23 protein-coding genes are annotated in these 20,668 nt (G+C 50.9%); 22 read left to right on the forward strand and 1 reads right to left on the reverse strand.

Features of this window, described 5'->3' with window-relative positions; all coding sequences use genetic code 11:
* The first annotated feature begins 1,108 nt into the window (after window positions 1-1,108).
* From G544_RS0111890 to G544_RS22195, 22 genes are all read left to right on the forward strand, one after another.
* Window positions 1,109-1,711, forward strand: coding sequence for a winged helix-turn-helix domain-containing protein (locus G544_RS0111890; protein ID WP_027274814.1), 603 nt, complete (start codon window positions 1,109-1,111; stop codon window positions 1,709-1,711).
* Between the two features lie 280 nt (window positions 1,712-1,991).
* Window positions 1,992-2,228, forward strand: coding sequence for a Flp family type IVb pilin (locus G544_RS0111895; RefSeq protein WP_036023950.1), 237 nt, complete (start codon window positions 1,992-1,994; stop codon window positions 2,226-2,228).
* Window positions 2,229-2,350: 122 nt separating this feature from the next.
* Window positions 2,351-2,776: an A24 family peptidase gene (locus G544_RS0111900; RefSeq protein ID WP_027274816.1), complete on the forward strand. Its 426-nt coding sequence runs from the start codon at window positions 2,351-2,353 to the stop codon at window positions 2,774-2,776.
* A gap of 74 nt (window positions 2,777-2,850) precedes the next feature.
* On the forward strand, window positions 2,851-3,666 hold the full coding sequence (locus G544_RS0111905) for an SAF domain-containing protein (protein WP_027274817.1): 816 nt from the start codon (window positions 2,851-2,853) through the stop codon (window positions 3,664-3,666).
* Window positions 3,667-3,670: 4 nt separating this feature from the next.
* Window positions 3,671-5,032, forward strand: a complete 1,362-nt coding sequence (locus G544_RS0111910; RefSeq protein ID WP_309297257.1) for a type II and III secretion system protein family protein — start codon at window positions 3,671-3,673, stop codon at window positions 5,030-5,032.
* A complete protein-coding gene (locus G544_RS0111915) occupies window positions 5,029-5,532 on the forward strand; it encodes a hypothetical protein (protein WP_027274819.1) in 504 nt (167 codons plus the stop codon). The genes G544_RS0111910 and G544_RS0111915 overlap by 4 nt, the downstream gene beginning before the upstream one ends.
* Before the next feature lie 14 nt (window positions 5,533-5,546).
* The gene (locus tag G544_RS20440; RefSeq protein ID WP_051155718.1) at window positions 5,547-6,689 is read left to right on the forward strand and encodes a CpaE/TadZ family protein; all 1,143 of its coding nucleotides are present in this window, start codon (window positions 5,547-5,549) and stop codon (window positions 6,687-6,689) included.
* A 9-nt stretch (window positions 6,690-6,698) separates the two neighbouring features.
* Complete coding sequence (locus tag G544_RS0111925; protein WP_027274820.1) at window positions 6,699-7,979, forward strand: TadA family conjugal transfer-associated ATPase; 1,281 nt, start codon at window positions 6,699-6,701, stop codon at window positions 7,977-7,979.
* Window positions 7,976-8,857, forward strand: coding sequence for a type II secretion system F family protein (locus G544_RS0111930; protein WP_036023952.1), 882 nt, complete (start codon window positions 7,976-7,978; stop codon window positions 8,855-8,857). Before G544_RS0111925 ends, G544_RS0111930 begins: the two co-directional genes overlap by 4 nt.
* The gene (locus tag G544_RS0111935) at window positions 8,857-9,690 is read left to right on the forward strand and encodes a type II secretion system F family protein (RefSeq protein ID WP_027274822.1); all 834 of its coding nucleotides are present in this window, start codon (window positions 8,857-8,859) and stop codon (window positions 9,688-9,690) included. Before G544_RS0111930 ends, G544_RS0111935 begins: the two co-directional genes overlap by 1 nt.
* Window positions 9,683-10,432 (forward strand): tetratricopeptide repeat protein, encoded by a 750-nt coding sequence (locus G544_RS0111940; protein WP_027274823.1) that lies wholly within the window; start codon window positions 9,683-9,685, stop codon window positions 10,430-10,432. The genes G544_RS0111935 and G544_RS0111940 overlap by 8 nt, the downstream gene beginning before the upstream one ends.
* Window positions 10,429-10,923: a TadE/TadG family type IV pilus assembly protein gene (locus tag G544_RS0111945; protein ID WP_245614598.1), complete on the forward strand. Its 495-nt coding sequence runs from the start codon at window positions 10,429-10,431 to the stop codon at window positions 10,921-10,923. Before G544_RS0111940 ends, G544_RS0111945 begins: the two co-directional genes overlap by 4 nt.
* Window positions 10,886-11,473, forward strand: a complete 588-nt coding sequence (tadF, locus tag G544_RS0111950; protein WP_027274825.1) for a tight adherence pilus pseudopilin TadF — start codon at window positions 10,886-10,888, stop codon at window positions 11,471-11,473. The genes G544_RS0111945 and tadF overlap by 38 nt, the downstream gene beginning before the upstream one ends.
* 9 nt (window positions 11,474-11,482) lie before the next feature.
* A complete protein-coding gene (locus G544_RS0111955) occupies window positions 11,483-11,863 on the forward strand; it encodes a hypothetical protein (protein ID WP_134389190.1) in 381 nt (126 codons plus the stop codon).
* Window positions 11,845-13,125, forward strand: coding sequence for a TadE/TadG family type IV pilus assembly protein (locus G544_RS0111960; protein WP_027274827.1), 1,281 nt, complete (start codon window positions 11,845-11,847; stop codon window positions 13,123-13,125). Before G544_RS0111955 ends, G544_RS0111960 begins: the two co-directional genes overlap by 19 nt.
* Window positions 13,126-13,566: 441 nt before the next feature.
* Entirely contained in the window at window positions 13,567-14,151 is a 585-nt protein-coding gene (locus tag G544_RS0111965) for a hypothetical protein (protein WP_027274828.1), read from the forward strand.
* Between the two features lie 64 nt (window positions 14,152-14,215).
* Window positions 14,216-14,719, forward strand: coding sequence for a hypothetical protein (locus G544_RS21345; RefSeq protein ID WP_027274829.1), 504 nt, complete (start codon window positions 14,216-14,218; stop codon window positions 14,717-14,719).
* A 66-nt stretch (window positions 14,720-14,785) separates the two neighbouring features.
* The gene (locus G544_RS0111975) at window positions 14,786-17,344 is read left to right on the forward strand and encodes a TcfC E-set like domain-containing protein (RefSeq protein ID WP_051155721.1); all 2,559 of its coding nucleotides are present in this window, start codon (window positions 14,786-14,788) and stop codon (window positions 17,342-17,344) included.
* On the forward strand, window positions 17,331-18,020 hold the full coding sequence (locus tag G544_RS0111980) for a hypothetical protein (RefSeq protein ID WP_027274831.1): 690 nt from the start codon (window positions 17,331-17,333) through the stop codon (window positions 18,018-18,020). The genes G544_RS0111975 and G544_RS0111980 overlap by 14 nt, the downstream gene beginning before the upstream one ends.
* Window positions 18,021-18,023: 3 nt before the next feature.
* Entirely contained in the window at window positions 18,024-19,037 is a 1,014-nt protein-coding gene (locus G544_RS0111985) for a hypothetical protein (protein ID WP_134389187.1), read from the forward strand.
* A gap of 30 nt (window positions 19,038-19,067) precedes the next feature.
* Window positions 19,068-19,583: a hypothetical protein gene (locus G544_RS0111990; RefSeq protein ID WP_027274833.1), complete on the forward strand. Its 516-nt coding sequence runs from the start codon at window positions 19,068-19,070 to the stop codon at window positions 19,581-19,583.
* A gap of 14 nt (window positions 19,584-19,597) precedes the next feature.
* Window positions 19,598-19,804, forward strand: a complete 207-nt coding sequence (locus G544_RS22195; protein WP_154656331.1) for a hypothetical protein — start codon at window positions 19,598-19,600, stop codon at window positions 19,802-19,804.
* A 45-nt stretch (window positions 19,805-19,849) separates the two neighbouring features.
* Here the strand turns inward: G544_RS22195 and G544_RS20450 are convergent, their stop codons facing one another.
* Window positions 19,850-20,656, reverse strand: coding sequence for a glycyl-radical enzyme activating protein (locus G544_RS20450; RefSeq protein WP_051155722.1), 807 nt, complete (start codon window positions 20,654-20,656; stop codon window positions 19,850-19,852).
* Window positions 20,657-20,668 lie beyond the last annotated feature (12 nt).

The raw sequence follows: 20,668 nt of genomic DNA on the forward strand, positions 1-20,668 counted from the left end.
CTGCATTCTTTGCTCACTGCCTTTTGCCGGCGGCCTCGATGCCCTGTTGGTTATTGTTACTTGATTGTTTGGTTCTTGTGTATTCATTAACAAAAAGTGAGGTTTTGCCTTTTAGGCATTCGGTCGGATTCATTAGCGGCGATCGTCCACCATCGTTTTTCAGTTCTTTTTCTCTCTTTTTTCCTTAGCGCACCGAAAGCGTATGCCTTGCGGATCCTTAAAAAATCATATTATTTTTATAAAACATTTTAATATCCGGGCTCCCACATTTTTGCATTGAATTTTATGTCTTTATGGAGCATTTGAGTTTTTTGTTTATTATTCTGTGATTCTGATTTGATTTTTGTATTCTAATAAAAATTTCATTCTTTACAGTTTAATGCTCTATGCTATAGTCAATTTCATGTGATGACTAATAATTAATCAATTATATTTATCACAACGTCTTTATTGGTAAACTAAAATTAAATTACACTATCTTTTCTATATAAGGGTGGCTACAGCTTTCTTATCGTATAGTTATAATTTATTGTTATAAGCATTAGTAACTCTTTTTTTATTTTCACATAAGACATTTAGGGCTTGACTCTCATATGTGTGGATTTATTATAATTATATGATTTTTATGTATAAATTTTCTATTTCATTGGCGTTGTTATTATATCTTTTTGAGGATTATTGAGATTAATTGAGGAGAATAAAGTTCATTGTTACAGAGAGTTCACATAGTATAGGCCTTAACAAGCTAATATATAGAATGCTATATAAATTAAAGTGATAAAAGCATAGGCTAAGTTTCAAGGGAAAGAGGAGGAGTCAGGGACTGACAATCTTTTAATAGAAGAACACCATTAGGATGATGGAAATAGTTTTCACTTATACTTTGAGATTGAGTTTAGTTTTTAACCAATATGGCAGGCTTAATTCTTGTTAAGAAATTTCGGATAAATATTCTGATATTCCTTTCTATCTTTGTAAAAAGGGGACGCATACGCAATAACAATTCTGATAAATGAATAAATAAAACGGTTTAACACTGTTTTTGAACGGAAGCGTGTGCATATAGACACAGATAGTTTCAGGCATGAAAACAAGGGACGACAGGCCTATGGATACTAAATTTAAACTGGAGAATGGCGTTGAATTTTCTCCCTCACAGCGATGCCTAATTGCTTCGGATGGAACGATACTAGAGCTGACTGAGAACAGCTTACGTTTTCTCAGCCTGCTGTTGGACGGCGTAACCGAAAAAGAAAAGCTGATTCATCAGGTTTGGAAAGAGCAAAGCGGCGCTATCAGCGAAAGTAGTTACTACGGTCAGCTGTATACGTTAAGAAAGGCCTTCTCCCAGGTAGGTCTGCGTGAAACGCTGATACGTACAATTCCTCGAAAAGGCGCGCAATACGTGGGTAAGGTAACCAAGGTAGTCGCAGCCGAAGAGAGAGCCAAGATAGTTCAGACGGCTCAATCCGAACGGCCCGCAGTGGTTTTTCCTTTAAACGGCGCGGCGTCTGTCGTTGAGCGAATGCCTCATGAAAATTTCCGCTTCGGCGAACGAGAGCAGAGTAAGGAACCGGCGCGTGGTCGATTTTTTACGCAATCACGTTGGAACACCTTTGTCTCCATACTGGCCGTAGTGGCGGTGTGCTGGTTAAGCATACTCTCTGTGTTGATTATTTATATCTTTTTAGAACATTCAGGGTTGAACTGAGACTTTATTTTCTTCAGATATAAATAACTAAGAATATATAAAAAAATTTGAAGTAGTGAATGTGGGGTAATAAAAATTTAATGTGGTCTACTGGCGTTGCTATCTTCTGGTGAGCTATTTAAGTCAACTGTAGATTGTATTCTACTTTGAGTTGAAGTTTATTAGTTCAAGAGATGGTTAAAGTAGAACGGTAATAGCGATATTCGAATTCTGGATGTTCGATATCTCCGAATCATATTAACTTTTTTCAGTCACAGATCTTCTTATAAAGGAATTTAACATGCTTAACATTATGACAAAAGGCTACATTTCTGCATCTCTTTACGTTCGTGAGTTTGTCAAGAGCCAGCGCGGCATCACGGCTATAGAATATGCGCTGATCGGCGTGGCCGTCGCTTCACTATTGGCTTTGGTGCTGGGGAATGGCGCCAATAGCGGCTTCTTGTTCGAGCTGAAACAAACGTTTGAGAAGATCGCTGCGTCTATCCGGAGCGTCACCGTTGCCTCTGGTAGCTGATTTTTGACGTTGACGGCAGCTGAGATTAGCGGTGGCTGCCGTCATTAAAAATGCGTCGACTTTTAAGAACGTTGCTCTGGATGAGAAATTGACTTTTTATCCATAAAATAATAAGAGTTAATATGGAATTTATTATTACTGGCTTGATGACTGTTATTTTTTTGTCCTTATTGTGGATAGTCTATACGGATATTAGATATAGGATTATCAGTAATAGGGCCGTTGTTATTATTTTCTTTTTATCTCTTCTGTTAGGATTTTCTCGCGACGGAACGGTTAACTATTTTCTCGCGCTTTTCTTTCTGCTGTCCGGATTCATTCTTTTTTATTTCAACGTCGTTGGCGCCGGGGATGTCAAGCTTATTTCGGCGCTTTCGCTTTCTTTAACGTTTGACAGTGCCTGGCTTTTTTTATGGTTTACGGCCGTATTGGGCGGGCTGATCGCCCTCTTTGGACTTCTTTTTTTTCACAAATCAATTCGCCGTTTGGGGGTGCCCTACGGCCCGGCCATTGCCGGAGGTTTTCTTTTAATTTTATTTACCCACTGAACGGATCTTAATCACTTTCAATTGAGTAACAGCAAGTATCACCTGCTCTTAAAAATAAAGGGAGTTTCTTATCAGTGAACCATAAAACGATGTTTTTCATTTCATTAGTCGTCATCGCGGTCGGGATCGTCGGCATGATTGTGCGCAGCGGCGACGCCCCTGACGTAAAGGAAGCGCCGCCGCAGACGGCGGATAGTCCGCGTTCTCAGCAGAAAACGATTACGCTGGCGACGGCGCGCGTCGATCTTCCTAGTGGCCACGTTCTTGGTGCTGAAGACTATGAAATTAATGAGATAACGGTAGACGAAAAGAGCGATCTTGTTCGTTTAGATGTTTCATCGTTAAACGCGGACTCGCTGCGCGGCTTTTTGCTTAACGGCTCGGTGAAAGCGGGGAGTTATTTACCGGCGCCTATGTTGGAAAGCCCCAATACCGTGGGGTTTGCGCTTAACAGCCTGCGAAGCAATGAAACAATTTATCAGTATCCGGTAAAGGCCGTTAATGGCTATTTGCTTGATTCTATTCGAGGTGGCGACAAAGTCTCGCTCTATTTACGCATGCTGGAAGTGCCAAAAGACAAGCGGATTAAGTCTAACGTGGGCGTGGAATCCAGTACTGACGCCGGAGGGAAAAGCGGCAAATACGTTCTTAGCCGTCTGATTTCTCCTTTGACCGTATTGAAGGTTCAGCGGCGAGAAGCCAGCCAGAGCGACGACGTAGTTGGCTACCTTCAGCTTAAGGCCAATACGCATGATTTAGAACTTATTTATACCGTTGAGAAAGTGGGAGATCTGTTGATATTGCCGGTAGGCGGCGGTACTGAGACGGGCAAAATCGAGCTGGATTCTCTATTGCCTCAATTAAAAACAATAAAAGAGATCAGAGGGTGACATCGTGGTGAGAGAAAACGTTAAGCGGTTTTGGCTGTATATCCCTCTGCTCTTGTCCGCGCTGTTCGTTGCCAAGGCGCAGGCTTATGACGTCTATTTAGAACCCGGTGAATCTCGGTTGATCAAGACGCAGGAGAGCATTGACAGCGTATTTATCTCTTCGGCGGATATTGCCGACTATGAGCTGGTCAGCGAAAACGATTTGGTTTTGTACGCGCGTAAAGAGGGACGTGCGGACCTCAGCGTGTTTGATAAGACCGGCCGGCCGGTAGTTCAGGTTTCTATTGTCGTTAACGGCCTGCTCGGTAACGTGGATAAAACGATCCGCACGGAGTTTCCCGACAGCAACGTGAGCATACAGCGCTCTGGGAAGACTTATTTAATTACCGGACAGGCGCCGAACGAAGAGGCCCGCGAGCGCATTTACCAGATTGTCGGCGAAGGCGTCGGGGCGGAGAGAAACGAAGTTAAAAAAACGGTGAAGAAGTTGGGCGATAGCGACAGCGGCTCCGGCGGCGAAAGCGAAAGTCCGTCGACGTTCCTTACCGAAGTTACCTACAAGGGCGTGATTAACAAGCTCAGGCTGCCCGTTACCAACCAGGTCAACGTCAAGCTGTCTATCGTTGAGGTCACTAAGGAATTTACTGACAACGTTGGCATTGATTGGAGCACCGTGGGGCAAAGCGCCGGCACTTTCCGCTTCGTTAAATTTGACGCGGATTCGTTAACCAACCTGGTGCACGCGATTCGAAATGATTCTATTGCCAGAGTTCTGGCCGAACCGAACCTTTCGGTGCTGTCGGGAGAGACGGCAGATTTTCTGGTTGGTGGCGAAATTCCGATTGTTACCAGCTCCCAAAACGGTACTAACGTTCAATATAAAGAGTTTGGCATCAAGCTCAACATCGGCGCCAAGGTCAACGATACGCGCCGTATCCGCCTGACGTTGGGCGAAGAGGTCAGCAGCGTTGACAACGTTTATAACACGGACGCCGGCGACTCGTTTCCCTCTCTGAAAACGCGCCGCGCCAGAACGACGGTAGAACTGGGGGACGGCGAGAGCTTTTTGCTTGGGGGGCTTATCAACCTTTCGGAAAAAGAGTCGCTGGCGCGTTTACCCTACATTGGCGATATCCCCATCCTGGGGGCGTTTTTCCGCAACGCCAAGACCGAACGAAATCGTACCGAGCTGATGGTGGTGGCGACCGTTAACCTGGTCAAGCCGCTCTCTTCTCAGGATATTAGCTTCCCTGGGTTTATTCGAACCAGCACTACGGAGCGTTTCTTCAATTTCAGCGCGCTGGGCGAAAGCCGAAGCAAAAAGCGGGCGGTGGACTTTCTTGGTAAAGGAGGATTCATTCGATGAAATTTTCGACTGCATTACTTTTGCCCATTCTTCTTTTTCTCTGTTCAAGCGCCGGGGCGAACGATGCGTATCAGAGAGATAAAAACAGCTACTCCAGCGCAGAAATCGAAACGCAGACGTTCTCACTGGAAGGCAATAACAGTATTGATAGAGAAATACTGGTGGGAAAAGTGCTTGGCGCCGTCCGCGACGACAGGGGAAGCCGCGTTCGCATTGCCTGGTCTAAGCGTGAAGCGAAGGATGAAGCTGACGCCGTCAGGCAGGCGCTGATAGTCAGCGGCGTTGCGCCCTATACCGTAACTATCCTTCAGGAGAAGGGCGGCTTCAGCCTGAGCGAACGCGCAAGCCTGACGGTAACGGTGGAGAGAGTGCGACTGCGGGAGCGCAACTGCCGCTATAACGCACAAAACTATCGCTATCGAGACAATGACTCTCTTGGTTGTGCGCTGAACAACAGCTTACGTAAGAGCTTGGTTAATCCAATGGAATTTATATTTTAGGGAGCTTTCCCGTCATGTTGTTGACGCTGCAAAAAGACAATGCTCGCAAGAGCGACGTCCAAAGAGAGAAGTGTACCCTGGTGATATCGCCTCGCAATGCGTTGCGTATGGAAATCTGCCAGAAGCTGCGTATGGCCGGCATTTTTGGCGTTGAGGAGCGCGCTTTTAGCTTTTTTAGCCCGGTGCGCCTTGAATTGCCGGATAACCTTAGCGGTGTGGTGATAGACATTGAGAACAGCGCTGACGCGGCGAGGATCGTCGCGTCCATTTATTCAAAGATCCCCAGAGGCTGCTGGTGCGCCGTAGTGGGCGACGTCGATTCTATCGCTATGTCGCAGGCGTTTATGGCTCAGGGCGTCTCCTACTTCTATTCCGCCCTACAGCTGGATGCGCTGGTGGAGACGGCGGCCGTCGGCGCGATACAGAAAAGCCGCCGCCGTGCGGTAAATATCAGCATATTGGGCTGCAAGGGCGGCATCGGCGCCACGCTTATTAGCTACCAGCTGGCGCGGCTGATTACGCAGGAAAAGTCGCTGCCCTTATTACTGCTGCAGGGAAATAACGGATCGTTTGATATCGATCTGATGTTGGGAAAGAAGCTGTCTCAGGACGCGGCGAGCTATGGCGAGCAGCTGTATTTTAAACGCGAAGGGGCGCTGTTTTTGCCGGACTTATCCGATGAAGAGTACCAAAAATACAACTTCGTCGTTTTTGACCAAAGCATTCACAACTGTAGCAAGGAGCAGCTGAGCGGACTGGCTGAAAGCTCCCAGTGCAGCGTGTTGGTTATCGATCACAGTGCGGCGTCGATTCGCGCCGCGCGGCGGTTTTTAGACGAGTCCGAACGCCTTTTGCGCGGGGGGACGCCCTGCGGACGGCGCAACCTGATTTGCCTGAATGAGAGTCGCCCCCCTTTGGGCTCCGCTCTGGCGCTAAGCGATCTGGAAACGCTGTTAGGGCGGCCTATTGATATCCGATTTCCTTATGTCAAAAAGGCGGGGGAAGGGTTGCTGTCGCCGCGGCTTTGGCTGCGGGGCCGTAAGCGTCCGATAGAAAAATTGATGCGCTACGTGCTGGGCATGGAAGAGTCCAGCATTGTCAAAGTCGCGCCTTTGCCGCTTTATGAGCGGCTGCGTCAAACGTTGTTGTCGAAGTAAGGAAAAGATATGGCATTGGATATCGACACTCAGGCTCTGATCCGCGATGAGACGCTCAAAAGTATCGAAGTCGATAAAATCGAGCGCCTGGTCGATCGCGACGCGCTGATTTTGGAACTGTATAACAACGTCGACAGCGTCATTGTTTCTCATAACCTGTACGTCAGCGCGGCGGAACAGAAAATGATGGTTGAATGCATCGCTGACGAGATTCTGGGCTTTGGGCCGCTGCGCGAGTTTATAGAGGACGACACGGTCAGCGATATTTTGGTCAACGGGCCGGAGTCGATTTTTATCGAGCGCAACGGCCTGCTTAATAAGACCTCGCGTCGCTTTATTAACAACGCTCAGCTAACCGACATCGCCAAGCGCCTGGTGCTGCAGGTCGGCCGCCGCATTGATGAAGGGCGGCCGATGGTGGACTCTCGCCTGCCCGACGGTAGCCGTCTGAACGTAGTTATTCCCCCCATCGCCTTGGACGGTACGTCTATTTCCATACGTAAGTTCAGCAAGCACAACAAAAGCCTGCCCGATCTGGTAGCGCTGGGCGCAATGAGCAGCGACATGGCGAACTTTTTGCTGATTGCCGCGCGCTGTCGCATCAACATCATTATTTCCGGCGGCACCGGCTCGGGCAAAACGACGCTGCTTAACGCGCTGTCGCAGTATATCAGTGAAAACGAGCGCATTCTGACGTTGGAGGATGCCGCCGAGCTCAGGCTGATGCAGCCTCACGTCGTCAGGCTGGAGACGCGGATGGCGGGCGTAGAGAACACGGGGCAGGTCTCTATGCGCGAGCTGGTGATCAACGCGCTGCGTATGCGGCCGGATCGCATCATCGTCGGGGAGTGCCGGGGAGAGGAGGCGTTCGAGATGCTGCAGGCGATGAATACCGGCCACGACGGCTCCATGTCGACGCTGCACGCCAACTCGCCGAGAGACGCAATCGCGCGTTTGGAAAGTATGGTGATGATGTCCGGCATGAACATTCCCATTACGGCCATTCGCCGCAATATCGCATCGGCGGTTAACCTGATTGTGCAGGTTTCTCGTCTGAATGACGGTTCCCGCAAGGTGATGAACATCAGCGAAATTATGGGCATCGAAGGCGACAACGTCATATTGCAGGACATCTTTACTTTTCAAACGAAAACGGAGCGTACTGATGAAGGCGGCGTTGCGGGCGAATTTAGAAATCACGGCCTGCTGATGCGCTCGGTCGTGATGAATAACGCAATAATGTTCGGCCTTGCCGGCGAACTTAAGCACCTATTCGGTATGACATCATGATAGTTCAATGGCTGATTGTCTTAGCCGGCGTGCTTATGCTGGCGCTGAACGTTTTGCAATGGAAAAAGCGTCGGGGGATGCTTGAGGGCGTAAAAGGCGAGCGCCCGGCGCAAAACGCGCTAAGAGAAAAGGCGGGCGAGCTATGTCGTGAATGGCTCCAGTATTTTCGCGGCTACCACGACGATAAGACGGTGCGCAACCTGTCGCTGGTTTTCATCATCTTCGGCGTCGTTGCGGCCATTAACGCGTGGTGGACCCGATTTGACTGGTTTACCGTCATCACGTTGACGGTCCTGGCTACGATATGGGGCTTTTTACGGATGGGGCGCATCGAGAATCGTCGCCTGTTTGATAACGCGTTCCCCGAAGTGCTGTCCGTGGTTAACGCGGCCGTTTCTTCCGGCAGCAGTATCCACCATGCGATAGAACGCGCCGGGCAGGACGTGTCCGGCCCGCTTGGCGCAGAGTTTCACCGGATAGGGCGCCGTTTGAATCTGGGAGAGGACGCTGAAGTCGTATTTAACGACGCCTATCAGCGCTTCAAATATAAAGAGTTCTATTTTTTCATCATCGTGATGCTGGTTAGCGTGCAGCGCGGCGGTCAGCTGCGCGTTCTGATGAGTCGCCTTGCTCGCGTCGTGGCGAACAGTAAGGCGATGGAGCGCAAAAAGCTTGCTATGACGTCAGAGGCGAGAATGTCGGCCAAGATTGTCGCTGCAATACCGGTTCTGTTCTTTTTCGGCATGAAGTTTTTCTCCCCTGAGAACTTTGATTTCGTGGTAGGAGATCCCGCGGGGAGAATCATTCTCTACTACGTTTTAGCCAGTGAAGCTCTGGGGCTGGGCATTATCTGGCTGCTGGTCAGGAGGGTCACCTGATGACGATCTTCTACCTGATGCTGGTGGTGCTTGGCTGCGCGTTTATTCTGCTGCTGCTGCGCGAACGTCAGCTTATTCAACGCGTAAAGCAGGCGATTGAGGGCGATGGCGGCGAAGTCGCCAGCCCGCGCTCTTCCCGCACAGAGTATGAAAGTCTGATTATCAACAATAGTCGAATCATTCGTTTCTTTAATGAGTTGGATAAGAACGTCGGCCATAAGCTGATGCTGTCGAGCGCCTCTACCCTGCTGGCGTATTTAGCGGCCAAATGCGTCGATATACACATTTCTCTCGATGGCGTGGCCATCATTGCGGTTTTAATGCTGATCGTTGCAATCGTCGTACCCGCTCAGGTGCGCAACGCGATGATGAAAAGAAAGGTCGCCGCCATGATGAACGATATGCCCTACTTCATCGATCTGGTCGCCGTGTGCGTTCAGGCCGGTATGACGATTGAAAGCTCATTGGAATACGTCTCCGCCCGGTTTGGCGATATGAACGCCGACCTGGCCAAGACGCTGGATAGGGTGATTCGGCAGGCGGAGGTCAGAGGGCTTGAATCTGCGCTTAAAGAGCTTTACGCCACGCTGCCGACGCTGGAAATCAAAATGCTGTGCTCCACGCTTGGGCAAAGCGTCTACTTTGGTACATCCGTTTATGAGCAATTAATGGATTTATCTAAAGATATTAGAGATATACAGCTCCTTGGAACAGAGGAAAAAGTGGGGAAACTGTCGGCCAAAATGAGCATTCCGCTCATTCTATTGGTGATGTTTCCAATCGTCATTCTGATTGCCGCACCCGGACTATTAAGGATTTTGTCACATGTCTAAACGTCTTTTTTACTCACTGGCGCTGAGCGCCGCGATGCTGATCTGCGGCTGCGTCAATACTCAACGAATGGATGCGACGGCCGACAGCGCCAGGGAAGACATCTTGCTGAGCGCAAAAAACTACAGCGGGCTCATTGACCTTTATCGCGGATGGTTAAAGGAAAAAGAGGACCCGAAGGTGCGCTATAAGCTGGCCTATTACTACTACCTGACAGGCGACAGCGAAGCCTCTATCTCCTACCTTCAGCCGCTGATGCAAAATCCTGACGACAGCATTTATATGCTGCAGGCCAAAAATATGATTGCGCAGGCGCAGTACGACAAAGCGCTGCGCGTGACGGACATGATGCTCACGCGCAATCCGGAAAGCGGCGATGCCTACAACCTTAAGGGCATTGCCTATGCGCAAAGCGGCCGCCTGACGGAGGCCAAAGAATCCATTGAGCGCGCCAGAACGCTGTTTATTGCCGACGACGTCGCCATTAACAATTTGGCGATGGTATCGATCATCGATCGGCGCTACGACGATGCGGTTCGCCTGCTGCTTCCTCAGTATCTGCGTGGACGAAAGAGCGAGCAGCTGCTGCACAATCTGGTGTTTTCGCTGGTTAAAGTGGGCGACGTTCGCTATGCCCGCGACGTTATTGAATCGGAAAAACTTTCTGACGATGCCGACAGCATTATCGACGCGCTGGATCGCGTTGACGGCATTCCGTTGGCAAAGGGAAAGGAGAAGGGATGATGTTACTGAAAATCAATCAGTTCGTTATAAAGCGAGAGGGCGTTGCCGCGATCGAATTCTCAATGGCGTTTTTTGGCTTCTTTATCATGGTGATGTTCGTTGCCGAGATTGTTCGGCTTGCCTATATCTCCTCGGCGGTCGATCTGGCGGTCAGCGAGTCCGCGAAGGAGGCCAAGAACGCTCAACTGCAAGGCGCTTCGAACTATGAAACGCGTTTTCGCATGCGTATGACAAATGAAGGGGGGCGGCTGTGGCATTTTCTTGCCAATAGTCAATCCGTTCAGGTTCAGGTGCAGTTCGCTAATAACGTAGCCGATCTGCTGAACGATAACTACAGCGCCGCATCGGACAACCGCCCATTGGCCCGCTATCAGGTAGCGTACGACTATAAGCCAATGTTTTTTCCATTTCCGGGCATATGGGCAAAAACCTTGTTAAAACGGGAGGTGATCTTTGTTCAGGAATACGAACGTTCAGAATTTGTGGACTAATCAGCGTGGCGCCGTTGCCGTGGAGTTCGGCCTGATAGCGCTGGTCCTGATATTTTTTATCATGTTTCTAGTGGACCTGATGCTGCAGCAGGCGCTGGTCGGCAAGCTTGACCGCGTTACCTATTCAGTAGCCGGCACGCTCAGGGAGAGGACCCAGCTTTACGGCAGCGATGAGTATCTGTCTCAGGAACAGGCCGAGCAGGCCGTCCTGCTTGCGAAAAAAACGCTGCAAAACATGCACAGCGATGCGGACTTAAGCAAGCTGTCCGCAACGGTCGAAGAGCTGCACTTCGTCGACCTTAAGCTGCTGAGTTCAGATCGTAAAGAGATATCGCGCTATAACCGCTATCACGTGGGCGCTGCGTCCTGCGAGCCTTACTCTAAGCTCGATACGTTACAGGAGCTATCCCCAAAAGGCAGCTATAACCGCTGGGTCCCGATGTATCAGGTCACGCTGTGCTTACCGTCTGCAAGCTGGTTTAAAAAGCTGACGGACTTCAACAGCGAGGGGGCTCAACAAAAATCGTTCGCTATTGTTGTGGTCAGATAGCGGATGGGCGTGAGGAAAACATGGGTTTGCTGCCTTGCCGCTGGCTGCATAAGCGCGCTGAGCGTAAACGCTGCCGCTGACCCCGATGCGCTGCTGTTTATCGACTCTTCGCGTATTGAACAGCAGCTGCTGGTTATTGAGTTCGATCGGGAGATGTCTTACAGCCCGACGCTGCAGCAGCGGCTGCACGTTCAGGTTGTGGACGTTAACCCGGATTCACGCCCGTTCAGCGGTTCTCTGGACTATGGCCGCGATCTGCATGGCGAATGGGTAGCCAGATATCGGCCGGGACGTTTGCCTTATCTGGTCTGTTTTAGAAAAGGCAAAGAGACCCATCGACAGGAGCTCCATCAGAGTAGTGAGATAAGAATATGCATAAACAAAGAGTAGTGAAACAGGACAGGCTGCGTAAAAAGAGGTCCATCAGCGACTTTGCCCGCAACGAGCGGGGCGCCATTGCCATTATGTTTGTACTTATGGGCGGTTTTTTGCTCGGCATGGCCGCATTGGGTTTTGAAGGATCGCGGTTTCTCATTGAACGCGCTCGCCTTTCCGACGCGATGGAGCAGGCTGCGCTGGCGCTGGCTGCGGAAGATAACGGAAACCAGACGCCGGAGGCCGTGGCCCGAAATCGCGTTCTTGCGACCCTCTATTTGGGGAGCTATATGCGTAACGATAAATCGGTCTCCGCTCCTGCAATCAGCGTTTCAGACGTTATCAGCGTGCCGCATAGCAGCGACAGCGTTCAATACGTGGAGTATCGCCTCAACGCCGTTACCGAGCACGACGCCTGGTTTTCGTCATCCTATTTCCCGAGTTTTCAATCAACGGTCTACGTGGGAGATAACGGCGCAGCGCGCAAGTATCGCGCCAATATCGACGTTGTTTTTGCGGTAGATTTTTCAAACTCAATGAATGGGGAGCTGTCCGGCGGGGGAAGTAAAGTTGAGGAACTCAAGCGCATCGTGCTGAAGCTAAGCCGCGAGCTTTATTCATACAATGTGACCAACCGCGTTGGCTTCGTGCCCTTCGACTGGGGCATTGGCAGCGGAGGGCGTTGCATCATGCCGATATCGACCAATACAAGGCTTGATGAAATCCCTGGTGCCGTTGTCGATACGTTTGAAAACTACATTGACTACGCTGAAACTCTTAACGCAATTCCCGGCGAGCCTGCTAATAGCGTCAATGCGATTGCGGTAGAACACTGGGCTTGCCTGAAATCGACTAACGCTCACGAGGTACTTTTGACCGATAGATACGATGAAATATCGCAGATAAGCGATATGGTGGCGTATGGGAATACGTTCATTAGTCCGGGTATTTTACGTGCCGCGCAGCTGCTAAGCCATAGCCGAGCGGCCAAGCGCGTTATTGTGATTGTGTCCGATGGCGAGGATCATCCCAATATTCAACCCACAATAAACCTTATTAATGGCGGGATGTGCGATAGAATTAAAGCGTCGATGGCAACCCGCTATTCGGCCGGTAAAATCGCCTTTGTCGGCGTAGGATATAAGCCTTCGACCGACTGGACTGCCTGCGTAGGGAAGAATAACTTCTTTGTCTCCGAGTCAGTAGACGAATTGGAAAAAGACCTGCGGCGAGCGGTATTCGAGGAAGTTGGGCACAATACGCTTAAGGTATTTTAAATTTTGTTAAGAAGACGGATAAACGCGACGAGCGTTTATCCGTTAACGCCATAGCCGACGGCCGCTACGATAATGAAAACCCTTACACGCTTTCTTAATTTATTATAGTTGATTAGCTATATATTCCTTCCTCTCTTCAGTAAGAACAATTAAGGAAAATTGATTATATGGAATTATATTTAGCCGTTAATATTTCCATGGCGAGCGAATAAACTTATTTGCGTAATTTATATTTATGCTCATGTGATTATTTGGTTCGTATATTGGTTTTTTACGGAAATTATTTTTATTTTCCTATATGGGCTAGCGACTTTTCTCCTATAAGAGACAGTCGGTTTTAATTGCTCACTCTTTTGGTTTTTGGGAGAGGAATTAAAGCGGGGCTAGGCCTTTGCTTACACGGAAAGTTAGTATTCATTTATTTAATAGGTATTAATCGATATGAAAATTAAACAGTTAGCATTCGTCGTTGCCGGTCTGGCTTTTTCTGGCGCCGCACTGTCTGCTCCGGTAACCAACTATGACACGCGTTTCAACGTCACGGCTGAAGTTCCTGACGGCGTTCTTATCACCGATCCGGACGGAAACCCGGTTACCGAGCTGGATATTCGCCTGACTCCGGGCGGAAGCGGCCACGCATCGGCTACTAACACCATGTCGGCCGATACGCTGAAAGTTAAATCGCTGCGTCTGTGGAGCAACAACGTCTCCGATCTTAAAGTGAAGCTGACTCTGGACGATCAGTACGCGAGTACTGGTTCCCCGTTCCAGTTGAACAGCACCACCGGCGGTCAGTTGAACAAGATCCCGTTTACCGTAGCGACCATTGAAAGCGGCGCTGCCAAGCAAACGTTTGTGAACTCTGGCGACAGCAAAAACTACAACATGACGGCGGTTGGTTCCGGTGCGACGGGCCACACCGAGAAGGAAGTTGCGTTTGTGTTTGAGTCAACCAGTGCTTACAACACGTATGCTTCCGGCGGCTATAGCGGCGTTGTGTATGCCAACGTGGCCGTTGCACCCTAATAACGCTTAACTTTTATCAAGCGGTCGGGCCGGTTTCGATCGGCCCGATAGTAGAGCGATGAAAATGAATAAACGAATTTTATTGGCCCTGTTAGGCATCCACTTCTGCGCTTTTTCAGCCGGGAGGGGAACGAGTATTGACGTCACCGTTGATGCGGATATGCCGGCTAAGATCGTTATTTATTATAAGGGCGTTGACGTAACTTCCGGAGAAATTAATTTTCCTCTCTACGTTGATGCGGGCACAAGAAAATATATCAATACTTCGGATTATATTTATCTGGTTGGAAACGTAAGCCAGGCAAAAATTATTATGGAGAGCAGCCCGTTTGAATTGACTTCCAAAGATGCTCCGGACATTAAAATGCCGCTTAATGGCTATTTCACGATGAACGCTTCACAAACGAGAGCAGAAAACGAGCGCATCGTTCCGGTATTAGCGCAATTAAGTCAAGGAAGTAAAGACAACGGGTTAAAGGTGACTTTCGAATCAAAAGAGCGCGCCGATAATTATGGCGCCGGTGGCTATATAGGCCAGTTTACGATGATAGTCACGCCCATATTATAAGCGACGTCCGCAAAAGTTTGGTGTCGGCCCTGTTGCGGAGCGCAAAAACGACGGCATGGATAACACATGGACAGTAAAAATAATTTTAACCTCTATTTGGGCGTGATAGTTACGCTATTTCCCTTAACGGTTTGGCCGACGGCGACGACGCTCCCCTCCATTTCGCTACCCCAAGGGTTTGATGAAGTGTTTAACTCAGAGGCGGTCGGCATTTTGGATGTGATCGTTGCCGATGTTAACGTTGGTACTTTCGCCGTAGCTTACACCATGTCCTCCGTCACGCTGGAGGATCCGGCAAACGTTGCCGGGCGCGTTTTGTCCGCGTCGATCCCGGGCCTTATTGTCGATGAGGCCGCGCTAAGAGAGGCGCTGTCTAAACCGCTTGCGCGCGTGAATAAACTGGGATTTCCTCAGCCTTTGGTAACGGCCTACATTAATGAAAGCGAGGCGCGCCTTACGCTGGTTTTACCGGCCACCTATCTGTCGTCAAAGCTCGGCGACAAGGGCGGCAACCCGTTTATCGACTATCAAAACCGTATGGGGTTCGTCCACAGCCAGAGTCTGAACTACTTTGACGATAGCTATGGTTCTAACTTCAACCTGATGTCCAACGATACTCTTAGTTTGACCGGCAATAGCTACCTGAATGCAGACTGGAGCGTATCCCAAGGGGGAAGCACCATATTTGATGAGGCTGCCCTGTATCTTGAGGATCGGTTAGTTCGCTACAAAGTCGGTAGACAAAATATTACCAATAACCTGACGGGCAGTACGCCGTCCATGTCCTATAGCTTCATGAACCCGGTCAACTTTGACGGCGTATCGCTGGGCTATCTGTCGGACTACTACCGCAGTCGTAACGCGGGCGCATCCTCTCCCGTAACGCTTTATATGCCGACGTCCGGTACCGTCGAAATATACCGCCAGGGCAAACTGATTGATATGCAGCAGCTTGGCGCGGGCGTACAGGAGCTCAAAACCGACCGCTGGCCTACCGGAGGGTATGACATCACGCTGGTGTCAAAGCTTAGCAACGGCAGCGAAGAGCGAAAAATTCAGCCGTTTTATAAGCGCTACGGCGATTTCCGTGCCGGCAACGTCGAGTATCTGGTTCAGCTCGGCCGCTATGATGGGCAAATGAGCGACATTCTCGGGCAGTGCGGCCGAGACTGCCAAAAGAACAGCAAAAAGAACGAAGTCAAAAATAACGACTTCGGCAGCCTGGCGGTTTCTTATACCACTGAAAACGCAGTGTCTCTCGGTACGGGCGTTATCAGTGACAACAGTTTGACCTACGGCAACGCCAGCGTGGATATGCCGGTTAACTTTCTGCTGCTTGAGAGGCTCTATGCCGACGGCATTTACGGCGATGCCGGTTCTTATGGCTACAGCGTCGGGGGAACGAAAACCTTCGACAACACCAGCTTCAACGTGACTTACCGCAAGAGCGTTTTTAACGGCGACGAGGAAGACTACGGCAGGTTTGGCATTATTCCTACCTATGACAGCGAGTATTTGCAGCTGAGCATGAGGACCTATCTGCCGTGGCGAATCGGCTTTGGCGTCGACTACAGCCGAGCCACTTCTTACAGCAGCGGCGGTCGTGATAATAAAGGCAAGCAGGACGCGTTCGACGTTCTGGTTAACCGCGATTTCCAACTGAGCAGAAACGTCAACCTGCGATTGGACGCTGGCTACCATACCGGGAAAGACGTCTATGACGGCGACGACAGCAAGCGCGATCATCAAATTTATAGTCAGGTTACTCTGGGCCTGATAGACAGCCGCTATAACCACTACCAGTCACTCTATTTGAAGGCGCGAAACTCCGATCGCGGCGACGATGACGGCACCTACAGCGCCGACTATGCCCTGACGCTTAACAACCCCGAATTCGATCGCGGCGGGCGCTATAACCTGTATCTCACCGCGTCGGATGAGGTTGGCGTTAACGAAAGCGTCGGCGGCAGCCTGACGGTCAATAACCGGTTTGGCTATACCTCAGTCGGCACCAATAAATCCTTTAGCAACGACCGGTACCGTCAGAGCTTTGTCACGCAGCGCAGCGGTTTTGCCATCGGTGACGGCGCGGTAGCTTACGGCACCGTGATGGACCAGAGCGCGCTGGTGGTTGACGCCACGTCACTGCCTGAAAACGAACACTTTGAACTGCGCAACAGCAACAGCGGCAGCGTAATCGTACCGGGTGGAAAGGTGACGACGGTCAGCGTTCAGCCCTACACCAAGATCGATACCAGCGCCGAGCAGGTTTTTACCGGCAGCGAAAACAACCTCTATAACGTGACGGCTAAAAACGAATCAACCCACGTGCTGCCCGGTCAGGCATATAAGGTGACGCTGAGCGCGTTGAAAAACCAAACGGTGACAGGAAGGATTTACTACAACGGCCGGCCGCTGGCTAACGCCCGAGTAGTGGGAAGTAACGGTATTTCTGATGAATCCGGCTTCTTTATCGGCGACTTCATGATGAAGGCTGAAGAGACGCTGGAAATGCTGAAGGTGCGCCTCGGCGACTCGCAGTATGAGTGCCGCGTTAACGAGGGGCAGGCTAAAAGCGTACGGGGAGTAATTCAACTTAACGGAGTCGAGTGTGAACAAATTTAACTTTCAGCCGGTGTGGCTGGCTGCCGTCTTTGCAACGTCCGCTTTCTCTGCGTCAGCAATAGAGGTCGTGCCGATTATCAAACAGATAAGAATGGATACGCCGCGGGAAAACTACATCACGATTAAGTCCTCTTTCCCCGCATCGGCGGACAAGGAGAAGTATGAGTTTGTCACGCTCGATCTGTTTCGCGTAACCAATCCGGGAGAGACGAAGGAGAAGGTTGAGCGGGAGCTGGAAAAGGCAGACCCGACGCTTATTTTCTCGCCGACCAAGGTGGTTGTTCCCTACGGCGAACAGAAAAAGATCCGCGTTATGACGCTAAAACCGGTGGAAAAAGAGCAGATTTACCGCCTGCGCGTGCGCCCAAGCTATCCGGAAGATGCCATTGAACCGGGCAAGGTGCGTTTTGCTATCGGTTATGACGTGCTGATCCGCTATTTGCCAAATGGCTCTCTAAGCCAGGAGTTTAAGGTCGACTGCAAAGGCGGAAGCTACAGATTCGAGGCGCTGGGCAACAGCCGAACCGAAGTGCGTAACGTGAAAGCCGACGGCGCCGCTTACGAAGATGTCAACGTCTATCCCGGTCAGGCGAGGAGCGTGAAGGCGAGCCGCGAGTTGGCGTTTGAGGTTGATGGGAAAACCTACCGCTACGTTAACTGTTCATTGCAGGGGTGATGTATGAGAAACGATGCGAAATACGGGCTACGCCTAATATCGATAGCGCTTTTGGCTAGTGCAGTCGGACCATGCGCCAATTTTGCATCGGCGGCAGAGGCCCAGGGGCGTGGCGATGTGATCGTCAACGTGGAGAGAAACGGCGCAGGCGGCTATCGCGCGACGGTAGTAAGGGAAGGCGGTTCCAGCCCGCTAGGGCCCTCTTACTATACGGCTGCGGTTTCTGCCGGAGAGACGCTGAGCGGACAGGTATCGGCGGCAGGCCAGGGCGTTTGCCTAGGGCGATTTATTTCCGGTAACGGCGAACTCAGCGGCGTGCGGATCCCGATTGCCATGTTTAGCCAACGCCCTTACCGCTATGAGAAAAACTATCTGTGCGGCAACCCGATAAGCTTTGCTGCGCCCAGCGGCGACAGCGCTATTGGATTTGTTCTGGGCGGCAGCGCAGAGGGGGATGCGCCTGAAATCACGCTGGACGACAGGGCCGATCTCAGTCGTTATCAAGGACAGCGAGTATTGCTGGGACGAGTACGGCTGAGCGACGCTGGCGGAGAGGTGCAGGCAAATAACGTATATCTGTCTTTCCCCCGATCGCTTAGGGGGGATACCGCGATATTGACCGCCTCGTTCATCAAGGCCGACGCGGCGACGTTTAACGAGGTCGCCACCGGGATGGACAGTAGAAAAACGGCGACGCTGGTCGTCGGTCGGACCCTCACCGCGCCGCCCGTCGTTATACCGTTCAAGCTCAGCTTCGAGTCAGCGAAGGGGGCGCCGAACGCCGATTTCCGCATGTATGGTCATGAAAATGTCGACAGATATATCCCCTATTCCGTCAGCGTTAACGGCCAGACGATAGGCTATCGCGACGAGCTGCGCTATTCGCTGGGCAGCTCGCCGGGCGCGACCCAAATGATTGATATCACCTTCACGCTGCGAGGAAAAGATCTTGCAGGATTGAAGGGGGGAACGCATTTTTCCGACACGTTTACCGCCGTCGTTACGCCGGAACTGTAAACGAAAGCCACGCCAACCAAGGAAAACAGAATGAAAATAGGAAAATATCTCATCGCGCTGGCGCTGCTCGTTTCCCAGCCGCTGTCGGCCGTTGTAACGGTAAGAACCTCTATCGAAGTGACCGCAGAGATAGCCACCAGCGTACGGGTTGTTTACGACCGCAACACTGACGTTACCGAAGGCGCCGTTCAGCTTAAGCTGGAGGATAAAGACGGCTATATGCAGGGCATGACCAAAGCGTTTCACTTCATCGGTAATGCCTCTAAGGTCAGCCTTGAGCTGATTGCGCCTGCGGGCGGCGGTTTAACCAAAACCGACGATCCGGCCGTCATCATGCCACTGGGCGCCTACTGGCGCTTTAGCCAAACCGGAGGGGACAGCAGCACGGGATTTAGCGCTGAAGCGTCGGTCTATCCGACGATCTCCGATATTCCCTCCGACACTTCCGGCGTTTATATTCGCTTTGTTTCGGCGCGAAAGACGGAAACCTATGGGTTAGGCACCTATAAAGGCACTTACGTGCTGAACGTAAAGCCTAAAAGCTAAGCGGAGTGTCCGGCTTGTCTTTCTCTTTGAGCGTCGGCTTTGGCCGGCGCTCTGTGCATTTGGGGGCGCAAGTGTTCGAAAGGGTAGGCAGCGACGCGACGGCGAAGCCGATTACGTTAGCGCGAAAGAAAGAGAGCGTCATCATGATAACCTCCAATCGTAGCGAGCGGGCGCGAGGCCGCTGTCGGATAAGTATAGACGAGCTGAACCTGAAGCGGTAACGAGGCTGCGGAGCCGCGGGCCTTTTCCGTTAGAGAGAATTTATCCTAAACGAGAATCGGGCGTTTTTTGACGCGACGGTTGTAGGGTAACAGCCTATGTCGTGACGCCAGCCCGTAGCGCTCCAACAGCCGCGTGATGCCCCCCAGATTTCGTTTTGTATCGGTAATGCCGGGGATAAGCGGCGTACGGGGGATGATGGAAATACGGGTTTCATTAACCAGCCGGGACAAATTGGTCAAAATAAGCGCATTGCGCTTGCCCGTGTAGTGGTGGTGGTCCGCGCCGTCGATAAGCGTGATGTCAAAATAAATTTCATCGACGTGAGGCGCGACAAAGTGAGCGAAGCGTCGATAGTCAAAGTGGCCGCAGGTTTTGATAGTGACCGAAATGTCGATCTGCTGCAGCCGCTTTGCCAGCCTCCCGACATAGCGCGGAAACAGCAGCGGTTCTCCGCCGCTAAAAGTGACGCCGCCGCCGGAAATATCATAGAAAGCCTTATCGTCTTCCAACAGTTCAATAAGTCGGTCATCGCAGTAGGCTTCGCCCACCTGACGCAGCGCGTTTGGTACGCAGCTAGCCGCACAGGCGCCGCAGCGGCGGCAGGCGTTAACGTTGACGCGAGGGACAATATTCATCGATATTGCGCCCGATGGGCAGGCCGCCTCACACTTGCCGCAGAAAAGGCAGAGGGACTCGTCGAACGAAAGGCCGCTTTGAACGCTAAACGACTCCGGATTAAGGCACCAGGCGCAGCGTAAGGGGCAACCCTTAATATAAACGACGCTGCGGATCCCTTTGCCATCGCTGAGGCTGCCGCGCTTTATCGCGAAAATCAGCGGTTGGGTATTCATTTCAAGCCTCCT

This window comes from Leminorella grimontii ATCC 33999 = DSM 5078, assembly GCF_000439085.1.
Taxonomy (GTDB): Bacteria; Pseudomonadota; Gammaproteobacteria; order Enterobacterales; family Enterobacteriaceae; genus Leminorella; species Leminorella grimontii.